At 64.2% G+C, this 23,141-nt stretch carries 19 protein-coding genes; 11 read left to right on the forward strand and 8 right to left on the reverse strand.

The features are described from left to right. Position 1 precedes the first annotated feature (1 nt). From nirB to ACVNHC_RS10725, 6 genes are all read right to left on the reverse strand, one after another. Positions 2 to 2,467, reverse strand: coding sequence for a nitrite reductase large subunit NirB (gene nirB, locus ACVNHC_RS10700; RefSeq protein WP_457167238.1), 2,466 nt, complete (start codon positions 2,465 to 2,467; stop codon positions 2 to 4). 5 nt (positions 2,468 to 2,472) lie between these two features. Beyond that, on the reverse strand, positions 2,473 to 3,273 hold the full coding sequence (locus ACVNHC_RS10705) for an ABC transporter ATP-binding protein (protein ID WP_019966568.1): 801 nt from the start codon (positions 3,271 to 3,273) through the stop codon (positions 2,473 to 2,475). Positions 3,274 to 3,287: 14 nt separating this feature from the next. After that, a complete protein-coding gene (ntrB, locus tag ACVNHC_RS10710) occupies positions 3,288 to 4,184 on the reverse strand; it encodes a nitrate ABC transporter permease (RefSeq protein WP_457167239.1) in 897 nt (298 codons plus the stop codon). 70 nt (positions 4,185 to 4,254) lie between these two features. Next, positions 4,255 to 5,544, reverse strand: a complete 1,290-nt coding sequence (locus ACVNHC_RS10715) for a CmpA/NrtA family ABC transporter substrate-binding protein (RefSeq protein ID WP_058899055.1) — start codon at positions 5,542 to 5,544, stop codon at positions 4,255 to 4,257. A 351-nt stretch (positions 5,545 to 5,895) separates the two neighbouring features. Beyond that, complete coding sequence (locus tag ACVNHC_RS10720; RefSeq protein ID WP_457167240.1) at positions 5,896 to 7,158, reverse strand: CmpA/NrtA family ABC transporter substrate-binding protein; 1,263 nt, start codon at positions 7,156 to 7,158, stop codon at positions 5,896 to 5,898. 43 nt (positions 7,159 to 7,201) lie between these two features. Then, complete coding sequence (locus tag ACVNHC_RS10725; RefSeq protein ID WP_050473100.1) at positions 7,202 to 7,786, reverse strand: ANTAR domain-containing response regulator; 585 nt, start codon at positions 7,784 to 7,786, stop codon at positions 7,202 to 7,204. Between the two features lie 249 nt (positions 7,787 to 8,035). On the opposite strand from ACVNHC_RS10725, the gene mbhE reads away from it, so the two are divergent. Genes mbhE through ACVNHC_RS10770 form a run of 9 tightly spaced genes read left to right on the forward strand, consistent with a single transcriptional unit; the run spans position 8,036 to position 17,427 of the window. After that, a complete protein-coding gene (gene mbhE / locus ACVNHC_RS10730) occupies positions 8,036 to 10,399 on the forward strand; it encodes a hydrogen gas-evolving membrane-bound hydrogenase subunit E (protein ID WP_050473099.1) in 2,364 nt (787 codons plus the stop codon). A gap of 5 nt (positions 10,400 to 10,404) precedes the next feature. Then, the gene (locus ACVNHC_RS10735) at positions 10,405 to 10,809 is read left to right on the forward strand and encodes an MnhB domain-containing protein (protein WP_058899052.1); all 405 of its coding nucleotides are present in this window, start codon (positions 10,405 to 10,407) and stop codon (positions 10,807 to 10,809) included. Next, on the forward strand, positions 10,806 to 11,192 hold the full coding sequence (locus ACVNHC_RS10740; RefSeq protein WP_050473097.1) for an NADH-quinone oxidoreductase subunit K: 387 nt from the start codon (positions 10,806 to 10,808) through the stop codon (positions 11,190 to 11,192). The genes ACVNHC_RS10735 and ACVNHC_RS10740 overlap by 4 nt, the downstream gene beginning before the upstream one ends. After that, positions 11,185 to 12,690 carry a Na+/H+ antiporter subunit D gene (locus tag ACVNHC_RS10745; RefSeq protein WP_058899051.1) on the forward strand — a complete coding sequence of 502 codons (1,506 nt, stop codon included), beginning with the start codon at positions 11,185 to 11,187 and terminating at the stop codon, positions 12,688 to 12,690. The genes ACVNHC_RS10740 and ACVNHC_RS10745 overlap by 8 nt, the downstream gene beginning before the upstream one ends. Beyond that, complete coding sequence (locus tag ACVNHC_RS10750; protein ID WP_058899050.1) at positions 12,687 to 13,022, forward strand: Na+/H+ antiporter subunit E; 336 nt, start codon at positions 12,687 to 12,689, stop codon at positions 13,020 to 13,022. The genes ACVNHC_RS10745 and ACVNHC_RS10750 overlap by 4 nt, the downstream gene beginning before the upstream one ends. Then, positions 13,019 to 13,309 carry a monovalent cation/H+ antiporter complex subunit F gene (locus tag ACVNHC_RS10755; protein ID WP_050473094.1) on the forward strand — a complete coding sequence of 97 codons (291 nt, stop codon included), beginning with the start codon at positions 13,019 to 13,021 and terminating at the stop codon, positions 13,307 to 13,309. Before ACVNHC_RS10750 ends, ACVNHC_RS10755 begins: the two co-directional genes overlap by 4 nt. Continuing rightward, positions 13,309 to 14,583 (forward strand): monovalent cation/H(+) antiporter subunit G, encoded by a 1,275-nt coding sequence (mnhG, locus tag ACVNHC_RS10760; protein ID WP_457167241.1) that lies wholly within the window; start codon positions 13,309 to 13,311, stop codon positions 14,581 to 14,583. The genes ACVNHC_RS10755 and mnhG overlap by 1 nt, the downstream gene beginning before the upstream one ends. Before the next feature lie 43 nt (positions 14,584 to 14,626). Further along, positions 14,627 to 16,075, forward strand: a complete 1,449-nt coding sequence (locus ACVNHC_RS10765) for a sensor histidine kinase (RefSeq protein ID WP_374630350.1) — start codon at positions 14,627 to 14,629, stop codon at positions 16,073 to 16,075. Beyond that, positions 16,072 to 17,427 (forward strand): sigma-54-dependent transcriptional regulator, encoded by a 1,356-nt coding sequence (locus ACVNHC_RS10770; protein WP_457167242.1) that lies wholly within the window; start codon positions 16,072 to 16,074, stop codon positions 17,425 to 17,427. Before ACVNHC_RS10765 ends, ACVNHC_RS10770 begins: the two co-directional genes overlap by 4 nt. Positions 17,428 to 17,483: 56 nt before the next feature. On the opposite strand, the gene gcvA is transcribed toward ACVNHC_RS10770, so the two are convergent. Both gcvA and ACVNHC_RS10780 read right to left on the reverse strand, forming a co-directional pair. Next, on the reverse strand, positions 17,484 to 18,431 hold the full coding sequence (gene gcvA, locus ACVNHC_RS10775; protein WP_457167243.1) for a transcriptional regulator GcvA: 948 nt from the start codon (positions 18,429 to 18,431) through the stop codon (positions 17,484 to 17,486). 125 nt (positions 18,432 to 18,556) lie between these two features. After that, positions 18,557 to 20,299: a glycoside hydrolase family 3 protein gene (locus tag ACVNHC_RS10780; protein WP_457167244.1), complete on the reverse strand. Its 1,743-nt coding sequence runs from the start codon at positions 20,297 to 20,299 to the stop codon at positions 18,557 to 18,559. 226 nt (positions 20,300 to 20,525) lie between these two features. Here ACVNHC_RS10780 and ACVNHC_RS10785 point away from each other — a divergent pair, with 226 nt between their 5' ends. Together ACVNHC_RS10785 and ACVNHC_RS10790 are read left to right on the forward strand one after the other, a co-directional pair. Continuing rightward, complete coding sequence (locus tag ACVNHC_RS10785) at positions 20,526 to 21,719, forward strand: CaiB/BaiF CoA transferase family protein (protein WP_123194969.1); 1,194 nt, start codon at positions 20,526 to 20,528, stop codon at positions 21,717 to 21,719. A 188-nt stretch (positions 21,720 to 21,907) separates the two neighbouring features. After that, a complete protein-coding gene (locus ACVNHC_RS10790; protein ID WP_457167375.1) occupies positions 21,908 to 23,128 on the forward strand; it encodes an ABC transporter substrate-binding protein in 1,221 nt (406 codons plus the stop codon). Positions 23,129 to 23,141 lie beyond the last annotated feature (13 nt).

The raw sequence follows: 23,141 nt of genomic DNA on the forward strand, positions 1-23,141 counted from the left end.
TTCATTCCGCCGCCTCCAGTCCCAGCACGGCCATGGGCCGGAATTCATGCTTGTCCTTGCCCGAGACACGCTCGGACCAGGGGTCGGTCTGCGCGAATTTCTGCGAATAGACGAAACGCTCGAAATAGGCGCGGCGGCGGTCGCCATCTTCCATGATCTGGCGGCGCACCTCGTCGTGGCCAATGCGCTTGGCCCACTTGTAGATGCGCTCCAGATAATGACCCTGCTCGCGGTACATCTGGATCAAGGCCGTGATGTGCTCCAGCGCCTCATCCTCGGTATGGACAAGGCCCAGTACGTCGGTGCCCTTGATGTCGAGCCCGGCCGCGCCCGCGAAATGGATCTCGTAGCCGCTGTCCACACAGATGACGCCCACGTCCTTGCAGGTGGCCTCGGCGCAGTTGCGCGGACAGCCGGAGACGGCGAGCTTCACCTTGGCCGGCGTCCAGGAGCCCCAGAGGAATTTCTCCAGCCGCACACCAAGGCCGGTGGAATCCTGCGTGCCGAAGCGGCACCAGTCCGAGCCGACACAGGTCTTCACCGTGCGCAGGCCCTTGGCATAGGCGTGGCCGGAGACGAAGCCGGCCTTGCCGAGATCTTCCCAGACGGCGGGCAAGTCTTCCTTCTTCACCCCCAGCATGTCGATGCGCTGGCCGCCGGTGACCTTGACGGCGGGAATGGCGAATTTGTCCACCACATCGGCGATGGCTCTCAGTTCCGAGGCCGAAGTCATGCCACCCCACATGCGCGGCACGACGGAATAGGTACCGTCCTTCTGGATGTTGGCGTGGACGCGCTCGTTGATGAAGCGCGACTGGCTGTCATCCTCGTATTCGCCCGGCCAGTCAGCCATCAGGTAGTAGTTGAGCGCCGGCCGGCACTTGGCGCAGCCGCCGGAGGTGGACCAGTTCAGCTCCTGCATCACCGCCGGAATGGACTTCAGCTTCTTCGCCTTGATCAGGCGGCGCACCTCGTCGTGGCTGTGGGTGGTGCAGCCGCACATGGGCTTCACCGCCTGCGCCTCAAACCTGTCGCCCAGCGTCAGCTGCATCACCTTTTCCACCAGCCCCGTGCAATTGCCGCAGGAGGCGGAGGCCTTGGTGTGGGCGCGGACCTCCTCAAGGCTGGTCAGGCCCTTGGCCGTGATGGCCGAGACGATGGTTCCCTTGCACACGCCGTTGCAGCCGCAGATTTCCGCATCATCCGCCAACGCCGCAACGGCCGCCGTAGGGTCCAGTGCGCCCCCTCCCTGGAAGGCCTGCCCGAAGATCAGCGTTTCGCGCAGATCCGAGATATCCGTGCCCTTCTTCTTCAGATCCGCAAACCATGCGGCATCGCCGGTCTCGCCGAAGAGGACCGAGCCGATGATGCGGTTGTCCTTGAGGATCAGCCGCTTATAGACGCCGGCGCTGGCATCGCGCAGGACGATTTCCTCCCGGTCCTCGCTTTCGGCAAAATCGCCCAGCGAGAACAGGTCAATGCCGGTCACCTTGAGCTTGGTGGGCGTGTCCTGATGGACGAAGCCCTTCACGTCGGCGCCCGTCACCGGCTTTGCCAGCCCGCCCGCCAGCACCCGTGCCATCTCATAAAGCGGCGCGACAAGACCATAGACCTGCCCGCCCACTTCCGCGCATTCGCCGAGGGAGAAGATATCCGGATCGCTGGTGCGCATGTGGTCATCGACGAGGATGCCCCGGTTCACCTCAAGCCCTGCCTCGCGGGCAAGGCCTGCGTTGGGGCGGATGCCCGCCGCCATGACGACGAGCGTCGCGGGCACTTCCGTGCCATCCTGCAGCGCGACCGCACGGACCTTGCCGGTGTCATCGGCCAGCAGCGCCTGCGTGTTGGCGCGGGTCATCACCTTGATGCCGCGCTCTTCCAGCGAGCGCTGCAGCAGATAGCCTGCCGCCGGATCAAGCTGGCGCTCCATCAGCGTCGGCATCACATGCAGCACGGTGACATCCATGCCGCGCGCCTTCAACCCGGCAGCCGCTTCCAGCCCCAGCAGACCGCCGCCGATGACCACCGCCGTCTCGCGGGCCTGCGCGGCCAGCAGCATGGCGTCCACGTCATCCAGATCGCGGTAGGTGATGACGCCTCTCAGGTCCTTGCCCGGCACGGGCAGGATGAAGGGCACCGAGCCGGTGGCGATCACCAGCTTGTCGTAGGCTGCAATCTCACCCTGATCGGAGGTGACTGTCTTTGCCTCACGGTCGATGGTGGTGATGCGGTGGCCCTTGTAGAGGGTGATGCCGTTGCGGATGTACCAGCCATCGCCATGGATGATGATGTCCTCAAAGGCTTTTTCGCCCGAGAGAACCGGCGACAGCATGATGCGGTCGTAGTTCACGCGCGGTTCGGCATTGAAGATGGTGATGTCGTAAAGGTCCGGTGCCTGCTCCAGCAGATGCTCCAGCATCCGCCCCGGGGCCATGCCATTGCCGGCGATAACGAGTTTCTGGCGCATGGGTCTCACTCCGCCGCTTCCACGAAGCGGTGACGCTCGTAGAGGAATTTCAGGACAGCCTCGCGGCACTTCAGATAGGTGCGGTCGGAGGCCAGCTCGATGCGGTTGCGCGGACGCTCGATCGGCACCTCCAGCACCTCGCCGATGCAGGCCGCCGGGCCGTTGGTCATCATCACGATGCGGTCCGACAGGAGCACGGCCTCGTCCACATCATGGGTGATCATGATCATGGTGTTGCCGAGCCTTGCGTGGATCTCCATCACCGCATCCTGCAGATGGGCGCGGGTCAGCGCGTCCAGCGCGCCGAAGGGTTCGTCCAGCAGCAGCACCTTGGGTTCCATGGACAGCGCCCGGGCGATGCCGACGCGCTGCTTCATGCCGCCGGAAATTTCCGCCGGGCGCTTGCTGCCGGCATGGGCCATCTGCACCAGATCGAGATTGTGCATCACCCAGTCGTGCCGCTCGGCCTTGCTCTTGCGGCCGCGGAACACCTTGGAGACAGCCAGATCGACATTCTCGTAGACGGTCAGCCAGGGCAGAAGGCTGTGGTTCTGGAAGACGACCGCCCGCTCCGGGCCGGGGGCATCCACCACCTGCCCTTCCAGAAACACCACACCCGTCGTCGCCGGGGTCAGCCCGGCGATGATGTTGAGCACCGTGGACTTGCCGCAGCCGGAGTGGCCGATGATGGAGATGAACTCGCCCTTGTCCGCATTGAGGGAAACCTCACGCAGCACCTCGGACTTGAGGCCCGCACGCTCGTAGGTCTTGGAGACGAGCTGCAGGGAAAGATAGGACTGTGCCATGCCGGTTCTCCTGTTCAGGCGTTCGCGGTGCCGCGGGTGACAAGGCGGCCAGCAAAGGCGATGAGACGGTCAAGGAAGAAGCCGACGACCCCGACATAGACGAGGGCGACGATGATGTCGCTGATCAGCGACGAGTTCCATGCGTCCCAGATGAAGAAGCCGATGCCGACGCCGCCAATGAGCATTTCCGCCGCCACAATGGCGAGCCAGGACAGGCCGATGCCGATGCGCAGGCCCGTGAAGATGTAGGGCGCGGCAGCCGGCAGCATGATCTTGGCGAAATACTCGAAGCCGTTCAGCCGCAGCACCCTGGCAACGTTCTGATAGTCCTGCGGAATGTTGCGGATGCCGACCGCCGTGTTGATGATGATCGGCCAGACGGCGGTGATGAAGATGACGAAGATGGCCGAGGGGCTGCCATCCTGAAAGGCGGCCAGCGACAGGGGCAGCCAGGCCAGCGGCGGCACGGTGCGCAGCACCTGGAAGATCGGATCGAGACCCCGCATCGCCCACTGGCTGGAGCCGACGAGCACGCCAAGGCCGATGCCGACCACCACGGAGAAGGCATAGCCGACAGCCACACGCTGCAGGCTGGCAAGGATCTGCCAGAACATGCCCTGATCGATGCCCTGCCCTTCATAGAACGGATGGGCAATGATCTCCCAGCTTTCCGACAGCACCTTGGAAGGGGCCGACAGGCTGGAGGTTGGCGAGGAGCACAGCACCTGCCAGATGGCCAGAAGCACGGCGAGGGTGATCACGGGCGGCAGCAGCGTTTCAGACGCACTGCGGGCAAGCGCCTGGGCGCGGGTGAAATGGCTGCTTGTCTTCATGGGGCGGGTAAAGGCGATGACGCTGGCCGTTGCCTTGCGTATCGCGGCGTCCTTCATCTTCAGCTGGGTCTGGGGCATCTGGGTCTCCCTCGGGTCTTCTTCAGTCCCGGAGCGGTGCATCCCCGCTCCGGAACATCTCATGCTGCCTTCAGGCGATCCGCGTAATCGCAAGGCTCTTCAGGTAGGCTTCGGGGTTTTCCGGATCGAAGACCTTGCCGTCGAAGAAGGTTTCCACCCCGCGTGAGGTGGAAGCCGGGATATCGGTGACGCCCAGCGTCTTGGCCGCCTCGCGCCACAGGTCCTCGCGGTTCACCTGCGCAATCAGCGCCTTGATGTCCGTCTCCGGCTCGAACTTGCCCCAGCGGATGTCTTCGGTGAGGAACCAGGCATCGTGGCTCTGGAACGGATAGGAGGCGTGGTCGCGCCAGAACTTCATGAAATGCGGGCTGTCCTCGACGACCTTGCCGTTACCGTAGTCATATTCGCCCTTCAGGCGGTCAACGATGTCCTTGGCCGGAACATTGAACCAGGCACGCTTGCCGACGATCTCGGCCAGTTCTTCCTTGTTGGCCATGTCATCGCACCACTGGGCCGCTTCCATGGTGGCCATCAGCAGAGCCTGCGCGGCGCGCGGGTTCTTCTCCACCCAGTCCGCACGCATGCCCAGCGACTTCTCGGGGTGCTTGTTCCACAGCTCCGCCGTGTTGACGGCGGTAAAGCCGATGCCCTGATTGACCAGCTGCTCGTTCCAGGGCTCGCCCACGCAGAAGCAGTCCATGGTGCCGACCTTCATGTTGGCCACCATCTGCGGCGGCGGCACGACGATAGTCTCCACGTCCGTGTCCGGATCGATGCCACCGGCCGCCAGCCAGTAGCGGATCCAAAGATCATGGGTGCCACCGGGGAAGGTCATCGCCGCCTTCGCCGGGTTGCCGGCCGCCTTGCGGGCGGCGAAGGCCTCGCGCAGCACGCCGGAATCAAGCCCGACCTGCAGGTCCTTGTAGGCGGAGCCAACCGAAATGCCCTGCGCATCCAGATTGAGGCGGGCGAGAATGACCATGGGCAGCGGCACGTTGTTCTGCGTCACCTTGCCGGCGGAGATGAGGTAAGGCATCGGCGTCAGGATATGCGCGCCATCGATGCCGTTGCCTTGCGAGCCCAGCACCAGATTGTCACGCGTGGTGCCCCAGGAGGCTTGCTTCACCACTTCCACATCCGGCATGCCGTATTTGGCGAAGAGCCCCTTCTCCTTGGCCACGATCAGCGGCGCGGAATCGGTGAGCGCGATGAAGCCGAGAACGGCGCGGGTTGTCTCTGGCCCTGCCCCTTGTGCAAAGGCGCCGGAGGGAAAGGCCGACTTCACAGCCCCGGCAAGGGCGGCGGCGGCGGTGGACTTCAACAAGGTGCGGCGGCTGAGGCCGGCTGTGGTGATGCTCATCGTGTCTGTCCCCTTCTTTGCCCGGGCCCTTCTGTTTTTCCTGGAGCCCAAAACAAAAAACGCCGCCCGGTGACTGCACGCGGGAAGGGAGGTTCCCGGCTGCAAACCAAGCGACGTCGATGTCTCTCGTGAACGCTGATATGTGCGTTCGATGGTTCCGGTCGCCGTTGACCGGACTGCAATCTTAAAAGCAAGCGCCGTGCCAGATGCTTGCCGCTGCGGTAGAATATTGATTTACAAGGGCTTTTGGAGAAGCCAGGCTTTGAACCTCCGGCAGGCGCTTATCAGAACCGCCACCTTTTTATGCACCATCATGCAGTGCAGCAACTTATCTGCACAAATTGAATCCACTCACACTTCAGACAGCGGCACCGGCTCACCGGGTCTGCGGCGCACCGGAAATCCTTCCACATGGGCCATGATGTCCTGGGGATCGAAGTGTGCGCCATCCATGAAGGCGGCTGCGGCCAGAGCGGCATCCTCCAGATCCGCATCCGCCTCTGCTCCCAGCGCCATGCGGTAGAGATCCGGACGGCAGGAGCCTGCGGCCTTCTCTGCCAGCGTCTGTGAAAACTCAGCCTGTCCCCAGCGGATCATCTGGCTGTAGATCCACAGGGCCAGCGTGCGGCTCGGCACATTCGAGCTCTGCCCGTGAAAGCGGAAATAGCTGTCGATCCGGCGGGTGCGGCCATGGGCATCAAGGCTGAATTCGCCCGCCAGAACGCGGCGCAGAATGTCCTTTGGCGCGCCCAGATAGCGCGGATCGGCAAGGATCGCGGCCAGGTCATCATGGTTTTCCGGCGCCTGACACCAGCGCGCCGCCCGGTCGAGCGCCACGATCAGCCGCATGACCGTGTCCTGATTGGCATCGGCCCATTCCGGCCGCATGGCCAGCACCTTTTCCGGCGCCAGCGGCCAGATGTCCTGCTTGACCGCAACGATGCGCCCGACACCGCGTTCGCAGGCAATCATGTTCCACGGCGCACCGACGCAGAAACCGTCAATGGCGCCTGCTTCCAGCGCATCGGAGGTCATGGGCGGCGGCACGACCACCAGCCGCACATCCGCATCCGGATCAATGCCGCCAGCCGCCAGCCAGTAGCGGAACTCATAGTTATGCGAGGAAAACGGATAGGTGACGCCCAGCGTCAGCGGCGCCATGCCGCCTTCCCGCCGGGCCCGCACCACCAGCGCCAAAGCCCTGGCGCAGCCCAGCGCATCAGCCCGCTCCACCCCTTCGGCAAGTTCCGCCATTTCCTCGAACAGCCGCAGCGCCAGCGTGATGGCATTGCCGCCCTGCCCCAGAAAGAAGGGCGTGACCGCAGGCGACGGGTTGGAGCCAAGCCCGAGCTGCGCTGCCACCGGCATGGGCGAGAGCATGTGGGCGATATCAAACTGACGGAAGGCGAGCCGGTCGCGCACATTGGCCCAGGAGACATCGCGCACCAGTTCCAGCCGCAGGCCCTCGCGTTCGGCAAAGCCCGCCTCGGCGGCGGCCAGCAGGATCGAGGCATCAACGAGCGGAATGAAGCCGGCCCTGAGCACGCGCGGCTCCCGGCCCGGCCCCTTGCCGGGCAGGGGAAGATCGGGGGCATGTGCCGGGTGTGCGTTCATCCTGTCCTGCTCCTTCTGCGCGTCCCCCGCGCGGGCCAGCCGCTCACAGCAGCAGCCCGGCTGCGGTCACCACGCTCTGGGCGATGTCCGCAATCTTCTTCTTCTCGTTCATCGCCGTCTGCCGCAGCAGCGTGAAGGCTTCTTCCTCGCTAAGCCCGCGGGATTTCATCAAAATGCCCTTGGCCCGCTCCACCACCTTGCGCTCTTCCAGCGCGTTGCGTGCCTCGGCCAGTTCCTGCTGCAGCCGGGTGAAGGCGTTGAACCGGGCAATGGCCATGTCGAGGATCGGCTTCACCCGCTCCTGCCGCAGCCCATCGACCACATAGGCCGACACGCCAGCCTCCACCGCCGCCGCGACCATGCCGCTTTCCGAGCGGTCCACGAACATGGCAATCGGCCGCTGGGCCGCGCGCGACACCTGAAACAGATGCTCCAGTTGGTCACGGTTGGGGTTTTCCAGGTCGATGACGATCACATCCGGGTCGATCTCGACGATGCGGCGCACCAGCCCGTCCATGCTGGACAGGAGGATCACCCGCTCATGCCCAGCCTCCCGCAATCCGCGCTCGATGATCGAGGCGCGAATGTCGTTCTCATCGATCACGAGTACGGTCAGGGCTGCGTCCATGGCGCGATTATGCCGGGGCTTTTCCGCAGCGCAATATCACCCCCTGCCCGTTTTATAGGCATGCCGCGCAAGAGGACCCGAAAGGCCCGTTGCCCCGCCCTCCCCCTTGTCCGGATTTCCGGACGGGAGCACTGCTCTCTTGTTCGGAAATCCGGACAGGGCACTTACCTGCGACGCTACATGCATTGATATAAAAAGGTAAATTGGCCTGGCACGCCTCTTGCCAATACAGGGCAAACAGCAAGAGGGATGCAAGCCGTGAGCTTTGAGTGGAGCATAGTTGCCGCACTGGCGGGCGCGTTGATTGCGCGGCCAGCCGCATCATTTCTGGGGCGCAATACCGGTTGGGTGATGTGCCTCATCCCCCTGGCCATCTTTGCCTCACTGCTGATGCAGGCCGGACAGGTGGCATCCGGCGGGGCGCTGACGGCGCAACTGGCCTGGGTGCCGTCGCTGGGCGTGGAGCTGTCGTTCCGCCTGGACGGCTTCTCGCTGCTCTTCGGCCTGCTGATCAGCGGCATCGGCACGCTGGTGGTGATCTATGCCGGCGCCTATTTCGCCGAAAAGCCCAGTTCCGAGATTGGCCGCTTCCTCGGCCTCATCCTGCTGTTCATGGCCGCGATGCTCGGCACGGTGCTCTCCGACAACCTGATCGTCATGTTCGTCTTCTGGGAGCTGACGAGCCTTGCCTCGTTCCTGCTCATCGGCTTTGACGGCCACAAGGAAGCGGCGCGCAAGTCTGCCCTGCAGTCGCTGGTCGTCACCGGCGGCGGCGGCCTGGTGCTGTTTGCGGGTATTCTGGTCATCGGCATGACCATGGGCACCTTCTCCTTCACCGAGGTTCTGGCCCGCTCCGGCGAACTTGTTGCCAGCCCCTGGGCCGGAACGATCGCAGTGCTGATCATGATCGGCGCCTTCACCAAGAGCGCGCAGTTCCCCTTCCACTTCTGGCTGCCGAATGCGATGGCCGCGCCGACGCCGGCCTCCGCCTATCTGCATTCGGCCACCATGGTGAAGCTGGGCGTGTTCCTGCTGGCGCGATTTGACGGCGTCTTTGCCGGGATGCCCGCCTTCGGCCACACGCTTGTCATCGTCGGCTCGCTGACCATGATCGTTGCAGCCCTGCAGGCCCTGCGCGCCGAAGGCTTCAAGGCCGTGCTGGCCCAGTCCACCGTCGCCTCGCTCGGCATCCTGGTGATGCTGATCGGCCTGACCGGTGAAGTGGCGGCCGTCGCAACAGCCGGGTTCATCCTCGCCCACGCCCTTTACAAGGCGGCGCTGTTCTTCTGTGCAGGCACCGCCATTCATGCCACGGGCGAAGCGAACCTGAACAGGCTCGGCGGCCTTGCCCGCTTCCTGCCGGTCACTGCGGTTGCGGCCGTGCTGGCCAGCCTGTCGATGGCCGGCCTGCCGCCCTTCGTCGGCTTCATCTCCAAGGAGTACCTGTTCGAGGCACAGCTTGCCAGCGACTGGAACTTCCTGCCCGTCGCCGCTGCCGTTCTCGTCAATGCGGTCATGGTGGGCGTGGCCGGTGTGGTGTCGATCCGCCCGTTCTACTTCAAGGCCGAGCGTGTCAGCGAAGTGCATCATGGCGAGACGCCCGGCCTGCTCGTGGGTCCGCTGCTGCTGGCCGCCGGCGGCATCCTGATCGGCCTCGTGCCGGGTCCGGTGGCCCAGTGGCTCATCGCCCCTGCCGCTTCGGCCCTCTACGGCCAGCCGGTGGATGTGTCCTTCAAGCTCTGGCACGGCCTGACGCCGATGCTGATGCTGTCGGCGCTGGTCATCACCATCGGTGCCGTGATCGTGCTGCAGTGGACCCGCATCCACAACACGCTGCGCCACTATGACCGGTTCTATGCCTGGCTGGGTGACCGCTTCTATCACAAGGCGCTCAACGGCCTTCTGGACACGGCGCGCCTGTCGACCCGCGTGCTGCAGAACGGCGACCAGCACCGCTACACCACCATCGTGCTACTGACGGTGATTGCAGGCCTTGCCTTCGCCTTCTTCGCCGCGCCGTCCTGGGACTTCCTGGCCGGTGAAGGCCGCATCCGCATCTCCGTGGTGCTGGTGCTGCTGCTCACGGCTGCAGGCGCCATTGCAACGGTCTTCGTGCGCTCGCTGATCGCCGGGCTCGTGGCAGCGGGCGTCACCGGCTTCGGTTCTGCCGTGGTGTTCATGCTCAACGGTGCCCCGGACCTCGCCCTGACGCAGACGGCTGTTGAAACGCTGATCGTCATCCTGATGACGGCGGTGCTGCTGCGCCTGCCCTCGCGGCGCCGTCATTCGCGCAGCGTCAACGAGCGCCGCCGCGACGGCCTGATCGCCACCGGCTTTGCCGTGATCATGTTCGTCGCGCTTGCCTCCATCGGCGTCACCCCGGTTGATCTGCGCCTGTCCGAATATTTCGGCGAGACCAGCTACCTGGAGGCCTATGGCCGCAACGTCGTCAACGTGATCCTCGTGGATTACCGCGCCATCGACACGCTGGGTGAGATCGCCGTGGTCGCCCTCGCAACCATTGCCGCCTGGGGCCTGCTGCGCGGTGCCCGCAAACCTGCAGGCAAGCCCGCAAGCACGCCCATAAGCGCACCAGCCACCACGAAGGAGTGACAGCCATGTCCATTATCTTCTCAACCATGTCCCGCCTCGTCTTCGTGCTGCTGCTCGTGGTGTCCGTCTACATGCTGTTCCGCGGCCACAACGAACCGGGCGGCGGCTTCATCGGCGGACTGTTCGCAGCCCTCGGCTTCGCGCTGCTGGCACTGGCCGGCAGCGTGGAGACGGCCCGCCGGGCACTGATGGTTCACCCCATCGTGCTGATGGGCTGCGGCTTGTTCCTGTCCTTCATCAGCGGCCTGCCGGGGCTCTTCTCGGATGGCTCGTTCCTGACCCACTGGTGGGCGGAACTCGGCTCTGCCCATGTGGGCACCGCCACGATCTTCGATATCGGCGTCTTCATGGTCGTCATTGGCGGCGTGCTGTCGCTGGTCTTCCGGTTCTATGAGGGAGTGGAACAGTGAGCCTCATCTACGCCTTTGCCATTTCCGCCCAGATGGGCGCAGGCATCTATCTGCTGCTGTCGCGGCACGTGGTGCGCATCCTCTTCGGCGTCGTGCTGCTGTCGGCGGCTGTGAACCTCCTGATCTTCGTCGCGGGCGGGCTGCAATTCACCGCCCCGCCGATCATCGAAAAGGGTGCGCAGGTGCTTGGCGCAGAATCGGCAAATCCCCTGCCCCAGGCGCTGATCCTGACCGCCATCGTCATCGGCTTTGCGCTGGTGGCCTTTGCTGCCGCCCTCGTGCTCAAGGCCTACTCGGCCCTCGGCTCCGTCTTCACCGACGAGCAGAATGCGGCCGAAGAACTCGGCTCGCCCTTTGACAAGGAGGCCACCCGCAATGGCTGACACGCTTCTCCTCTGGCCCGTCATCCTGCCGCTGGCAGCCGCCGCGCTGGCCGCCGCCTTCCATGTCTGGCCGGCCGTGCAGCGCGCCGTGGCCCTTACCGGCATGACCCTCACGCTGGCCGCCTCAGTGCTGGTGCTGCGGGAGGTCATGACCGGCACGATCCTGACCAAGGCCTTCGGAGGCTGGGCGCCGCCCTTCGGCATCGTCTTTGCCGCGGACCGCTTCAGCGCGGCCATGGTGGTGATTTCCAGCCTGCTGGCCCTGTGTGCGCTGGTCTTTGCCCTCGCGGACCTGCGCCAGCGCCAGATCCGTTCGGGCTTCTACCCGCTGTTCCTCGGCCTGATGACCGGCGTCAACGGCGCCTTCCTGACCGGCGACATCTTCAACCTCTATGTCTGGTTTGAAGTGATGCTGATCGCAACGCTCGGCCTCATCACGCTGGACCGCACCCGTGCGCAGATCGACGGGGCGATCAAATATGCGGTGCTGAACCTGTTCTCGACCATCCTGTTCCTGATGGCGATCGGGCTGCTCTATGGCGCCACCGGCACGCTGAACATGGCGGATCTCGCCACGGTTCTGCCGCGCACGGAGTCCTCGGCGGCACTCAGCCTGGCGGCGATGATGTTCCTGCTGGCCTTTGGCATCAAGGCGGGCTTCTTCCCGATGTTCTTCTGGCTGCCGGCCTCCTATCACACGGCCTCGATCATCGTTTCGGCGGTGTTTGCGGGCCTGCTGACGAAGGTGGGCGTCTATGCGCTGTTTCGCGTCTTCACCCTGCTCTTCGAGGTGGACAACGGCGGGCTGAAGCCGCTGATGGCCCTGTTCGCGGCCGGAACCATGCTGTTCGGCGTCTTTGGCGCGGCGGTGCAGTGGGACGTGCGGCGCATCCTGTCGTTCCACATCATCAGTCAGATCGGCTACATCATGCTGGGCCTTGCCATCGCAACGCCGCTGGCTCTGGCAGGCGCGGTCTTCTACATCATCCACCACATCGTGGTGAAAGCGAACCTGTTCTTCATCGCAGGCGCCATCCACCGGGCGACCGGGTCTTTCGACCTGCGCAAGTCCGGCGGGCTGATGAAGTCCTCGCCGCTGCTCGCGGTGCTTTTCGCGATTCCCGCCCTGTCGCTGGCCGGTATCCCGCCGATGTCGGGCTTCTGGGCCAAGTTCATGGTGGTGGATGCCTCCTTCCAGAATGATGCCGCCTGGCTTGCCGCCGTCGCGCTTTTCGTCGGCCTCCTGACGATCTTCTCCATGAGCAAGATCTGGATCGAGGCCTTCTGGAAGGAGCCGGTGCGCAAGCTCAAGGCCCGTCCCGTGCCGCTGGCCATGGTGGCCCCCATCGTGGTGCTGGGCGTCATCACCGTCGCCATCGGGTTCAATCCGGAGCCGCTGATCGCCTTCTCCAACCTCGCCGGCGAGAGCCTCGGCAATCCGTCGGAGTTCATCAGCGCCTTCGATACCGAACTCAAGACCGCAGGAGTGACGCCATGACCCTCGCCATTCGCATCGGCCAGTCCGCAATTCTCGGGCTCGTGTTCCTGAGAGAACTGGTGGCCTCGTCCATCACGGTGGCCCGGCAGGTTCTGGGCAACCGCACGGCACTGCGCCCGGCCATTGTTGCCGTGCCGGTCAACCTGCGCAGCCGCGCCGGGGTCACAGCCCTTGCCAACTGCGTCAGCCTGACACCGGGCACCACTTCGCTGCATGTGAGCGAGGACCTCAGCACCCTCTATGTGCATGTCCTCAATGCCCCGGACCCGGATGTGGTCGCAGCCAACATCAAGGGCACGTTCGAAAAGCGCATCAAGGAGATTGAAGGATGATCGAGTTTCTGGACAGCTACCTGACCCTCTTCGCCGCCATCCTGATCGCAATCCTGATGGTGCCCCTGACGCTTGCCGCCATCCGCATGGTCACCGGCCCCGGCTATGCCGACCGTTTCGTCGCGCTGGACATGCTGACCGGCATCGCCGTCGCCATCGCCGCGCTGACCATGATCGGCACCGGGCGCCGCGAGTTTCTGGACATCGCCTTCGGCATCGCGCTGATCGGCTTCCTGGCCACCTGCTCGCTGTCGGCGCTGCTTGAGAAGAAGAAGGAGGACAAGTGATGCTTCTGCTGCTTTCCGTCCTGTTGAAACTGGCCGGTACCGGCTTCCTGTGCATCGCGGCCCTCGGGGTCATGAAGCTGCCCGACCCGTTCCAGCGCATGCATGCCGCCACCAAGGCGGGCACCCTTGGCGCAGGCCTCGTGCTCCTCGGCAGCATCATCGCCCATGGTGACATGGAAGCGGTGGTGCTGGGCCTGCTGACCCTGCTGTTCCTGCTGCTGACCGTGCCTGTCGCCGGTCATCTTCTGGGCCGGGCCGCCTATGTTTCCGGTGCCCGTCTGGCGCTCGCCGGAGGGGACGCGCTGGAGGGCGTGCTGCGCCGGGCACCGCAGCCGCTGGACGAGCGCACCCAATGGCCGACCGGCTGGCCGGCCGGGGAGGCTGCGCTTGAGCCGGACGAGCGCCCTGCCGAAGCCCCGTTCCGCCATCTCGTGGAGCCGCGCGGTGCCCTGAAGCCGTTTCCGGCGCTGGAAGCTGTCCGCTTCGCGGTGATCGACGGCGAAGTGCAGCCGCCGGCAGACCGGGCCTGTGCCATCGCCAAAGGCAATGGTGCCAGTCTGACGGCCTATGTGCTGATCGACACCCACGCCATTGCCGCATCCAGTGATCACGCACAGATGCGCCGGCGGATCCGCGACAAGGCCAGCGCCGCGCTGCGGGCCCTGAAGACCTGCACATCCCGGGCCTCGTCCGAGCCGGTCCTCGTTTATGACGAAGGCGATCCGGAGCAGCTTCTCCTGTGTGCGGACGCGCCGGGCCGGACCCTGCTGGTGCTGCCCTGCAAGGGCTGGTTCCACCATCAGGCCGAAGGCCGGCGGGACCTGACCACCTGGGATCCGGACGGGTTGCTGCGGCTGCCGTCGAGCCACCGCGGCCCGGTCCTGTTCACCTCCGGCAAAACACTGCCGGAAAGCGCCCGCACGCTCGTGGTGCGCGATTGCGGCGAAGAGCACCTGCCCGCCCTGACCGAATGGGCCCTGCTCAGCGGCTTGTGGGACGTGACGAAGCTTGTCCATGTCACCAACCAGCCGGACAGCCCCTCGCATCTTGCTGGCGTTGCCCGCCGCTTCGGCTGTGACTATGTGCAGCTGGCCGCAGAAGGTGACGACAGTTCCATCCCGGCAGGGGCGGAAGGCGTGCGCGCCGTCATACTCGGCCACACACCCCGGCCGCTGCGCACCAGCTGGTACGGCACGCCCTGGCGGGAGCGCATCGCACCGGGACTGGAAAGCGACGTGCTGATCATGGAGCCGCAGACCGGCAATCCGGCATAAAGCTCTGGCACGCCGGCTTGTGGTTGGGCTATTGCAATTGGACATGACGACACCTTTGCGATCAAAGCTGCCTCTGTCCGTAACCCTGCCCCTGTTTGTGGCCATCGCCATGTTCGTCGTGGCGGTGGGCACGACCCAGATTGGCGTCATGGTGCTGCGCTCCAGCAATGAAACCGGCCTCAGGGATCAGGCCCTGGTGTTTCTGGATGCGGTGGCCGGACATATCGCCGCTGAAATCAAGGAAAAGGATGCGGAGGAAACTGTCGGCGCCCAGCTAGCGGCGTCCCTCACCTTTCGCACCGCACTGCTTGAACAGGGCATGGCAGCCCGGTGGACCGACAGGACCGGCACCATCCGCACGGCGGTGTTGACGGAAACAGACGCTGAGCTCCTGAACCAGGCGCTCAGCGAGGCGCAAACGCTCGGGCCGGAAGGTGTCAGCCTCACCAGCGTGCCGGACCGGCCGGTGCTGCTGATTGCCCGCAGCTACCCCCTCGAGGACCGGCGCCTTTATCTTGCCGCCACCTTTGACACCACGCCCCTTGAAGACGCAGCCAGCATGGTCACAAGCGTGGCGCTGGGGATAGACATCCTTGTCGCCATCATCGCAGCGCTTGCCACCTATGCGGTGACGCACCGGGCCCTCATGCCGCTCGACCGGTTCATCGAACGCCTTGCCGATCAGGAAACCGACGCTGCCGGGGCTGCCAGATGGCGGCGCGGCGATGAACTGCGCCAGCTGGAAGCCGCCCTCGCCCTGCGGGAACAGTCCGAGGCCCAGCGGGTGAGCATGCTGGAGCAGATGGCCCAGCAGGAGCGGGACGGGCTGCTGGCGCGCATGGCCGCCAGCATCGCCCATGAGGTGCGCAATCCCCTCGCCGGGCTGAAGAACGGCATTTCCACCCTGCGCCGGTTTGGCGAGCGCGAAGAGGTGCGCAAGGAAACCCTCGACTTTCTGGAGAACGGGCTCGACAGCATCGGCCGCGTCGTCGATGTCACCCTGTCCACTTACCGGCGGCGTTCAGGCGCCAAGCTCCTCAGTGCCCGGGACATTCAGGATCTTGAACTGCTGATTGCACCGGAGGCCCGGCGCGCCGGAGCCATCCTCGCCTGGGAGCTGGATGAAACGGCTGAGGTGATGACCGATGCGGACGCCCTGCGCCAGATCCTCATCAACCTGATGCTCAACGCCGTGCGCGCCTCCCCGCCCGGCGGCACCGTTACCGTCGGCCTGTCGCAGGATGAAGCCGCGCATACGGTTGTACTAAGGGTCAGCGACGAAGGCCCCGGCATGCCGCCGGAACTGGTGGCAGCCATCATCTCCGGCCAGGTCGATGATGTGCCGGTGGAACGCAGCATCGGCATCTGGGTGGTGTCCAATCTGGTGGCGCGGATCGGCGCGGACCTGTCGATCCGCAGCAAGGAAGGCGCAGGCACCACCGTGCAGCTGACCCTCACCAGTGAACCTGAAAACGGGAGCGCAGCCAAATGACGGCAAGCCGCATCCTCGTGGTCGAGGACGACGCGACCCTCGGCGCCTCCCTGCGCCAGCGGCTGGAGCTGGAAGGCTTCAAGGTCCGCTGGGCCCGCTCGGCCAGCGAGGCCCGCGCCGCGCTGGACGGGGATGCGCCGGACATCATCCTCTCCGACATCCGACTGCCGGACGGGGATGGCGAAAGCGTCATGCGGCAGCATTTCGCGCGGTCCGGCATGGTGCCCGTGATCTTCATGACCGCCTATGGCGACATCGACCAGGCCGTGCGGCTGGTGCGCGACGGGGCGCTTGACTACGTCAGCAAGCCCTTCGATCTCGATGCCCTTGTCGACACGCTGCAGGTGATCGCCAGCCGCCGCCGCAGTCCGGCAGGCAGCACCGCAGATCCCTTCTCAGACAGCCCTGCCATGGAAAAGACCGGCAGCACCTTGCGCCGCGCGGCGGCCATCGATCTGCCCGTCCTGCTGCTTGGGGAAACCGGCACGGGCAAGGAAGTGGCCGCCCGCTATGTGCATGAGGCAGGACCGCGCAAGGGCAGACCCTTCGTGCCGGTCAACTGCGGCGCGCTGCCGGCGGACCTTGCCGATTCCCTGCTCTTCGGCCACGAGCGCGGGGCTTTCACCGGCGCAGGCGCCGCCCATCGCGGCTTCTTCGAGGAAGCAGAAGACGGCACGCTGTTTCTCGACGAAATCGGCGATCTGCCCCCTGCCTTGCAGGTGAAGCTGCTGCGCGTGCTGGAAACGCGCGAATTCCGGCGCCTCGGCGCCAGCCAGAGCCGGCGTTTCGAAGCACGGGTCGTCTGCGCCACCAACAAGGATCTGGAAGCGATGGCCACGAGCGGCGCCTTCCGCGAAGACCTGTGGTTCCGCATCAATGTCATCACCTGCAAGCTGCCGCCCCTGCGCGACCGACAGGACGAAATCCCGGCCCTGCTGGAACGGCTTGCCGCGGAAGCGGCCGCCCGCATGGGCCTTGGCGCGCCGCCGCTGAGCGAGACCGCGAAAGAGGCGGCAAAGCAGCACCCATGGCCGGGCAACTTCCGTGAACTGATCAACCGCGTGGAACGGGCCGTCGCGCTTGGCAGCGGCAGCGCATTGACGGAGGCCGATCTCTTTCCCGAAGGCGCCGGCAAGACGGAAGAGACAGCGGCACCTCAAGTCTCAGCGGCCGAACCGGGGACGCCGCTGGCCGATGTGCGTGATGCGGCTGAAAAGGCCCATATCACCGCCGCGCTCACCCGGTTTCAGGGCTCCACCAGCGCCGCCGCCGCCAGCCTCGGCATCTCCCGCAGCACCTTGTGGGAAAAAATGCGCCGCCTCGGCATCAGCCGGGGAGAGGACGAACATTGAACCTTCCGGCGGACGGCTCATCAGCTCAGCGGAACCAGCCCCGCAGCATGCAAGGCTCAGTCTTCGTCATAAATCTCGTCTTCTTCCTCAAGATGGTCCCTCTCCTCAGCCTTGCCTGTAATCTGGGTCCGTATCCAGGAGAGAAAGTTGAGAAGCGGCTTGGACGGGGTGCGGCCCTTCGGCCAGGTCAGATAATAGCTTTCGCCGGTACGGCACCCATGCTCAAACGGCGCCACCAATGTGCCCGCGTTCAACTGGCGCTGGACAAAATGCCGGTTCGCGATGGCAATGCCGAGATCCATCAGCGCCCCCTCGCAAGCCAGGGAGCTATTTTCAAAAACCATCTTGTTTTTGGGCTCAAAAGAGGCATTCGCGGACTTGAGCCAGCTTGGCCAGTCATGGGGCCGGGCTGCCGAACACAGCAGCTTCATTTTCTCAAGCTGATCAACTTGCGTCAGCGGATGATCCTGGAAGAAGGCCGGCGAACACACTGGGATGAGTTCCATGTCGGCCAGCTTCTCGGCATGCAGGTCAGGCCAGGAGCCATCCCCGCCGCGAATGGCTGCGTCCAGATTGCCGGTCTCGAAATCGGCCGGTTCCGGTGACGACGACAAGCGGACCTCGATCCGGGGATATCTGTGATGGAAATCATGCAGGCGCGGCATCAGCCAGCGGTGTGAAAAAGTCACATAGGACTGGATCGCCAGAATATTCCTCTGCCCCCTGCGGGACACGCGCCGGGTGGCTGCTTCGATATCCTGAAAGCCCCTCTCGATGCCTTCGAACAGCAAGGCGCCTTCACGCGTCAGCTCGATCCCCCGGTTCTGACGGCGGAACAGGATCACGCCCAGATAGTCCTCCAGAACCCGGACCTGCCGGCTGACGGCGACCTGACTGACATTCAGTTCATCAGCTGCAACCGTCAAGCTTTTGTGCCGCGCCGCAGCCTCGAATGCCTTCAGCGGGTTCAACGGAGGAAGCGTGCGGGTGGGCGTGGCAATCATTCATCATTCCTGAGTGCAGGCCCAGGTGCAGGGCTGAGTGCAGGTGCCGGACCGGCATGAAACAGGACATGTCAGCGTCAGCCGGGCAGCGCAATCATGATACACAGACCGGTGCTGGCAGCACATCATTTGTATATGCCGGCACTGGCATGCCCCTGTAGCGCATGTGCCAGGCCTTTCCCCATGGCATCAGGCAGACCGCACGCCGGATCCACGGGACTTTGTCCAAGGAACGGAATGCCGCCGCACAAAGCCTCGACGAGCGCCACCTGCATCGGCAGAACCGGGCTGTAGGCATTGATGTAGGTGGGGCAATCCGGCATGTGATACAGCAGGAATGGAGAGCCCAGCGAGACATAAAGCGACGGCAGTTCCTGCCACATGCGCTGCATGGTCAGCGGAAACGGGCCATGCAGCCGCTCCCAGTTCGGACCCAGAAACTCTTTTCCGGACAGCCCCTCCTCCGCCGAAAGATAGAGGCCGATATCCTGTCCCCGTGTGTTGAGAGGCTCTCCTGGAACCACTCTTGTGATTTCAAAACCCCTCGCCTCGAGCAACTGCGCAATCTGCAGATCCGGCAGGGCCGACGACGGGCTGCGCCGCTCGCGCACCTCGGCCAGAAGAATGTGGCGATGCCTGTCGGGAGACAAGGGAAGCAGGGACTGGCTGTCCTTGACCAGCGTGACCGCCTGCCGGCAGGTTGCCTCCGCCCAAAGCCTGTGCTCATCCGTTGCCAGCATCTGGCTGCGGCAGCTTTCCGGCACCAGCACGGGGGCAACGTGCAGACCCATCGAAGCCTTGAGGGCCAGAATGCGGAGCACCGCCTCATCCAGCCGCCGGCGGCTGAGAGCGCCACGGGCCAGCCCCCTGCGCAGATGCTCCAGATCCGCCTCAATCCCTTGAGGGAACAGGAGAATGTCGCAGCCGCTTTCGATGCATTGGGGCACGATATCGGCCCGGCTTCCGCAGGATGTGAAACCGGCCATGCCGGTTGCGTCCGAAACAATCACTCCGTTGTAGCCGAGCTCTGTGCGCAGCAATCCCTGCAACAGATCCCGGCTCAGCGAGGCAGGAGCATAGGGAGTGCTCAAGGCCTCCCCGCCCCGCTCCCCGGCATAATGCGGCAAGGAAATGTGACCGGCCATAATCAGGCGCACGCCCTTGCCGATGGCTGTCTGATAGATCCGGCCGAAGCTTTCTCGCCACACCTCCATGGGCATGGAATTGCAGCTCGTCACAAAATGCTGGTCGCGCTCATCCACCCCATCACCGGGGAAGTGCTTGACGCAACTGACGAGGCCATTGTCATGCATCCCGTCCATGTAGGATGACATGAGGCTGACCGTTTGCTCCAGCCCGGCAGAAAACGCCCGGGTGTTGACCGCATTGGCCCGGAAATTCAACGCAAGATCAGCCACCGGCGTCCAGCTGACGCCAAAGCCCAGATACCGGGCCTCCCGCGCGGCAATTACACCCATCCGGTAGGCATTGCGGCTCGATCCGGTCGCCGCGACGGCCATCTGATTGGGATGGCTGGTACCGGACTTCACGCTCGCCTTCTCCGACATTTCAATATCGGCGGTCAGCAGCGGGGGAATGGGGGATGCCGACAGGACACGCTCCGCAGAGCTGCGCAGTTCGGCCTCCGGATAGCTGGGGAAACGGTGAATGCCGCCCACGCCTTGCTCCGCAAGGGCGTCCATCGCCTGATCCGAAAGGTCCCGGCTCATGGGAAGAAGCAATTGCGTAAGCTTCTCCTCGTCCCCCATTTTGCGGAACGTTGCCTTCACCCATTCAAGCCCTGCGGCATCAACATTGAACGGGGCCCCACAGATCTGCTCGTCGGTCATTGCCATGCTGGCCGTCATTGGCGGCGCTCCTCACCATCTCAGAAGGCAAATGTGACAGACAGGCTACATAAGCATGGCGGGATGGTCTGCACATAATCACTCAGTTCAGCCCTAACTTCTTGGGGCCGCCCGCCGCGTTGATTGTTTGGATGACCTGACCTGAAATGGAGCGAACCAGGTTGCCCGCAGCTTGCAAGACCCGTCCGGGCCAGGCCAACACTCCACTCGATCAGCGGAACAGGAAATGAAAAAGGCGTTTGAAGGCTACAGGATAATCGACACGACACATGTCCTGGCCGGACCGTTTGCAGCGTTTCAGCTCGCGACCCTCGGCGCAGAAGTCATCAAGGTTGAGGACCCCAACGAGCCCGATCAAGCCCGCGCCCAAGGCCCGGACAGGCAGATGAACAGCCGGGGCATGGGAACCGCCTATCTGGCCCAAGGCTCCAACAAATCCTGCATTGCTCTCGACCTGAAAACACCCGAAGGCCGTGAGGCCATGATGCGCCTTCTGGCCACCGCCGACGTGTTCATCGAAAATTACAGGCCCGGAGCATTTGAGGCACTGGGCCTGGGATATGACGATCTGAAAAAGCACAATCCCGGCCTGATCTACTGCTCCCTCTCCGCCTTTGGCGCAACCGGCCCGCGCCGCGAGCTGCGCGGCTATGACAACATCATTCAGGCGTTTTCGGGCTTCATGGCGATGACGGGTGACGACCCTGCCAAACCCTTCAAGTGCGGCGCGCCCATCATGGACTATGCCGCCGGGACGACGACCGCATATGCAATCGCCGCGGCCCTTCTGGCGCGCGAACGCAACGCAGGAGCCGGTGTCGCCATCGACGTCTCGATGCTCGACGTCGCCATGATGTTCGCGACCTCCCATGCGGCAGCCTATTTCTGGAGCGGCAAAGCGCCGGGGATGAAGGGCAACACCTATCCGTTTGCAACGATCGGAATGTATCACGCCAGCGATGCTCCCATGATGGTCTCAGCCTCCAATCTGCGGCAGCAGAAGCGCCTCTGGGCCTTTCTGGGACGGCCGGACATGATCAAGCCCGGCAACAACGAACGGCTTGACGGCTATGAGGAGGAGGCGGCGGTGCTGCGCACGGCATTCCTTGGCAAACCGGCCGATTACTGGGAAAAAGCCTTGCAGGATCAAGGCATTCCCTGCGCCCGGATCCGCAGGTTCGATGAGGCGGTCAATGACCCGCATCTGGCGAGCCGGGGCGTCTTTCACCGCTTTGACGGAGAGCCGGGAACCGTCGCCGGCATGGCTACGACACTGGCAGGTTTCACGATGTCACAAGCCGGGCCTTCGCTGCACACGCCGCCGCAGCCGGTTGGTGCCCAGACGGACCAGATCCTGACAAGCCTCGGCTATCAGGCGAGCGAAATCACCGGCCTGCGCGCCAGAGGCATCATCGCCTGAAAGCCGGAAGCGGCAGCCACCCGGTACAAAATGTTAGACGGGACCCAATTTGGGCGCCGTTGACGCAGCGGCGGCCATTCCTGAGGATCAATACGTAAATTCGGTTCTGGCGCTGGGAGGCAAAAGGACTGTGAACAGCGCCGCTCCGGCGCGCAGTCATCCAGAGACGGGGGATCTCCGACATGAAAATGAAGCTTACGGTACTCGGCGCCACACTGGCCGGTCTTTGTCAGCCGGCATATTCCGCAAGCCTGGAAGTAACGCATTGGTGGACCTCCGGTGCCGAAGCCGCAGCCATCAAGGTCATCGCGGATGCGTTCTCGAAGAGCGGCCACACCTGGGTGGACGGCGCCATTGCCGGCGCCGGCGGTGTTGCGCGCCCGCTGATCACCAGCCGTATCACCGGCGGTGATCCCATGGGCGCAACCCAGTTCACGCACAGCGCCGCCATGGGCGAATTGATCGAAGCCGGCTTCATGCGCGACGTGACGGAGCTTGCGGAGACCAGCGGCTGGAAAGACAAGATCTTTCCCCCGTCCATGCTCAAGAGCTGCACGTTTGACGGCCGCCTCTATTGCGTGCCCTCCAACATCCACTCTCAGCAGTGGCTGTGGCTGAACAATTCGGTCTTCACCAAGAATGGTCTCGCCGTTCCGCAGAACTGGGAGGAATTCGTCGCCGCCGCTCCGGAACTGCGCAAGCACGGCATTACTCCTCTCGTTCAGGGGCGGCAGGCCTGGCAGCTGCAGCTGACCTTCAATGTTCTCATGGTGTCCATCGGCGGCCCGGACCTGTTCCTGCGCGTCTATCAGGACCGGGATGAAGACTTCGCCGCCGGACCGGAAGTCGCCAGGGTTTTCGCAGCCGCTGCCGAAGCACGTGCAATGATGGAAGGCATCAACGTCCAGGAATGGAACATGGCGGCACGGACGGTCATCGACGGCAGCGCCGCAGGCCAGATCATGGGCGATTGGGTACAGGGTGAGTTTACCCAGGCCGGCATGACCGAGCAGGACTACACGTGTCTGCCCGGGCTTGGCGAGCATCAGTACATCACTGCCGCCGGTGATGCATTCTACTTCCCCAAGGTCACGAACCCGGAGATCATCGCCGCCCAGGACGTTCTGGCCAACGTGATTGTGTCACCTGAAGTCCAGGTGGCCTTTACAGCCGCCAAGGGAGCCCTGCCTGTGCGCGGCGACATCGAACTGACCGATGCGACCGCATGCATGAAGAAGGGCATGGAGATCCTGCAAAAGGGACATGTCATCGAAAGCGTCAACACGCTGGTTTCCCCGGACACTGTGGCGCGCGTCACCGATCTGGTGGTGGAGTTCTTTGCAGATCCCAACTTTGACCCGGCCCGTGCCCAGGCTGAGTTTGCCGCGATCATCGCGACCGCCGATTGATGGCCGCATCGGG

This window comes from Pannonibacter sp. Q-1 (genome assembly GCF_054073275.1).

What these genes read in the sequence shown, in the direction of transcription:
- nirB (WP_457167238.1), bottom strand. Translation starts at nt 2,467, where the DNA reads ATGCGCCAGAAACTCGTTATCGCCGGCAATGGCATGGCCCCGGGGCGG.
- gcvA (WP_457167243.1), bottom strand. Translation starts at nt 18,431, where the DNA reads ATGATTGCCACGCCCACCCGCACGCTTCCTCCGTTGAACCCGCTGAAG.
- ACVNHC_RS10725 (WP_050473100.1), bottom strand. Translation starts at nt 7,786, where the DNA reads ATGGACGCAGCCCTGACCGTACTCGTGATCGATGAGAACGACATTCGC.
- mnhG (WP_457167241.1), top strand. Translation starts at nt 13,309, where the DNA reads ATGCTTCTGCTGCTTTCCGTCCTGTTGAAACTGGCCGGTACCGGCTTC.
- ACVNHC_RS10785 (WP_123194969.1), top strand. Translation starts at nt 20,526, where the DNA reads ATGAAAAAGGCGTTTGAAGGCTACAGGATAATCGACACGACACATGTC.
- mbhE (WP_050473099.1), top strand. Translation starts at nt 8,036, where the DNA reads ATGCAAGCCGTGAGCTTTGAGTGGAGCATAGTTGCCGCACTGGCGGGC.
- ACVNHC_RS10780 (WP_457167244.1), bottom strand. Translation starts at nt 20,299, where the DNA reads ATGACGGCCAGCATGGCAATGACCGACGAGCAGATCTGTGGGGCCCCG.
- ntrB (WP_457167239.1), bottom strand. Translation starts at nt 4,184, where the DNA reads ATGCCCCAGACCCAGCTGAAGATGAAGGACGCCGCGATACGCAAGGCA.
- ACVNHC_RS10765 (WP_374630350.1), top strand. Translation starts at nt 14,627, where the DNA reads ATGACGACACCTTTGCGATCAAAGCTGCCTCTGTCCGTAACCCTGCCC.
- ACVNHC_RS10735 (WP_058899052.1), top strand. Translation starts at nt 10,405, where the DNA reads ATGTCCATTATCTTCTCAACCATGTCCCGCCTCGTCTTCGTGCTGCTG.
- ACVNHC_RS10720 (WP_457167240.1), bottom strand. Translation starts at nt 7,158, where the DNA reads ATGAACGCACACCCGGCACATGCCCCCGATCTTCCCCTGCCCGGCAAG.
- ACVNHC_RS10790 (WP_457167375.1), top strand. Translation starts at nt 21,908, where the DNA reads ATGAAGCTTACGGTACTCGGCGCCACACTGGCCGGTCTTTGTCAGCCG.
- ACVNHC_RS10715 (WP_058899055.1), bottom strand. Translation starts at nt 5,544, where the DNA reads ATGAGCATCACCACAGCCGGCCTCAGCCGCCGCACCTTGTTGAAGTCC.
- ACVNHC_RS10770 (WP_457167242.1), top strand. Translation starts at nt 16,072, where the DNA reads ATGACGGCAAGCCGCATCCTCGTGGTCGAGGACGACGCGACCCTCGGC.
- ACVNHC_RS10755 (WP_050473094.1), top strand. Translation starts at nt 13,019, where the DNA reads ATGATCGAGTTTCTGGACAGCTACCTGACCCTCTTCGCCGCCATCCTG.
- ACVNHC_RS10745 (WP_058899051.1), top strand. Translation starts at nt 11,185, where the DNA reads ATGGCTGACACGCTTCTCCTCTGGCCCGTCATCCTGCCGCTGGCAGCC.
- ACVNHC_RS10705 (WP_019966568.1), bottom strand. Translation starts at nt 3,273, where the DNA reads ATGGCACAGTCCTATCTTTCCCTGCAGCTCGTCTCCAAGACCTACGAG.
- ACVNHC_RS10750 (WP_058899050.1), top strand. Translation starts at nt 12,687, where the DNA reads ATGACCCTCGCCATTCGCATCGGCCAGTCCGCAATTCTCGGGCTCGTG.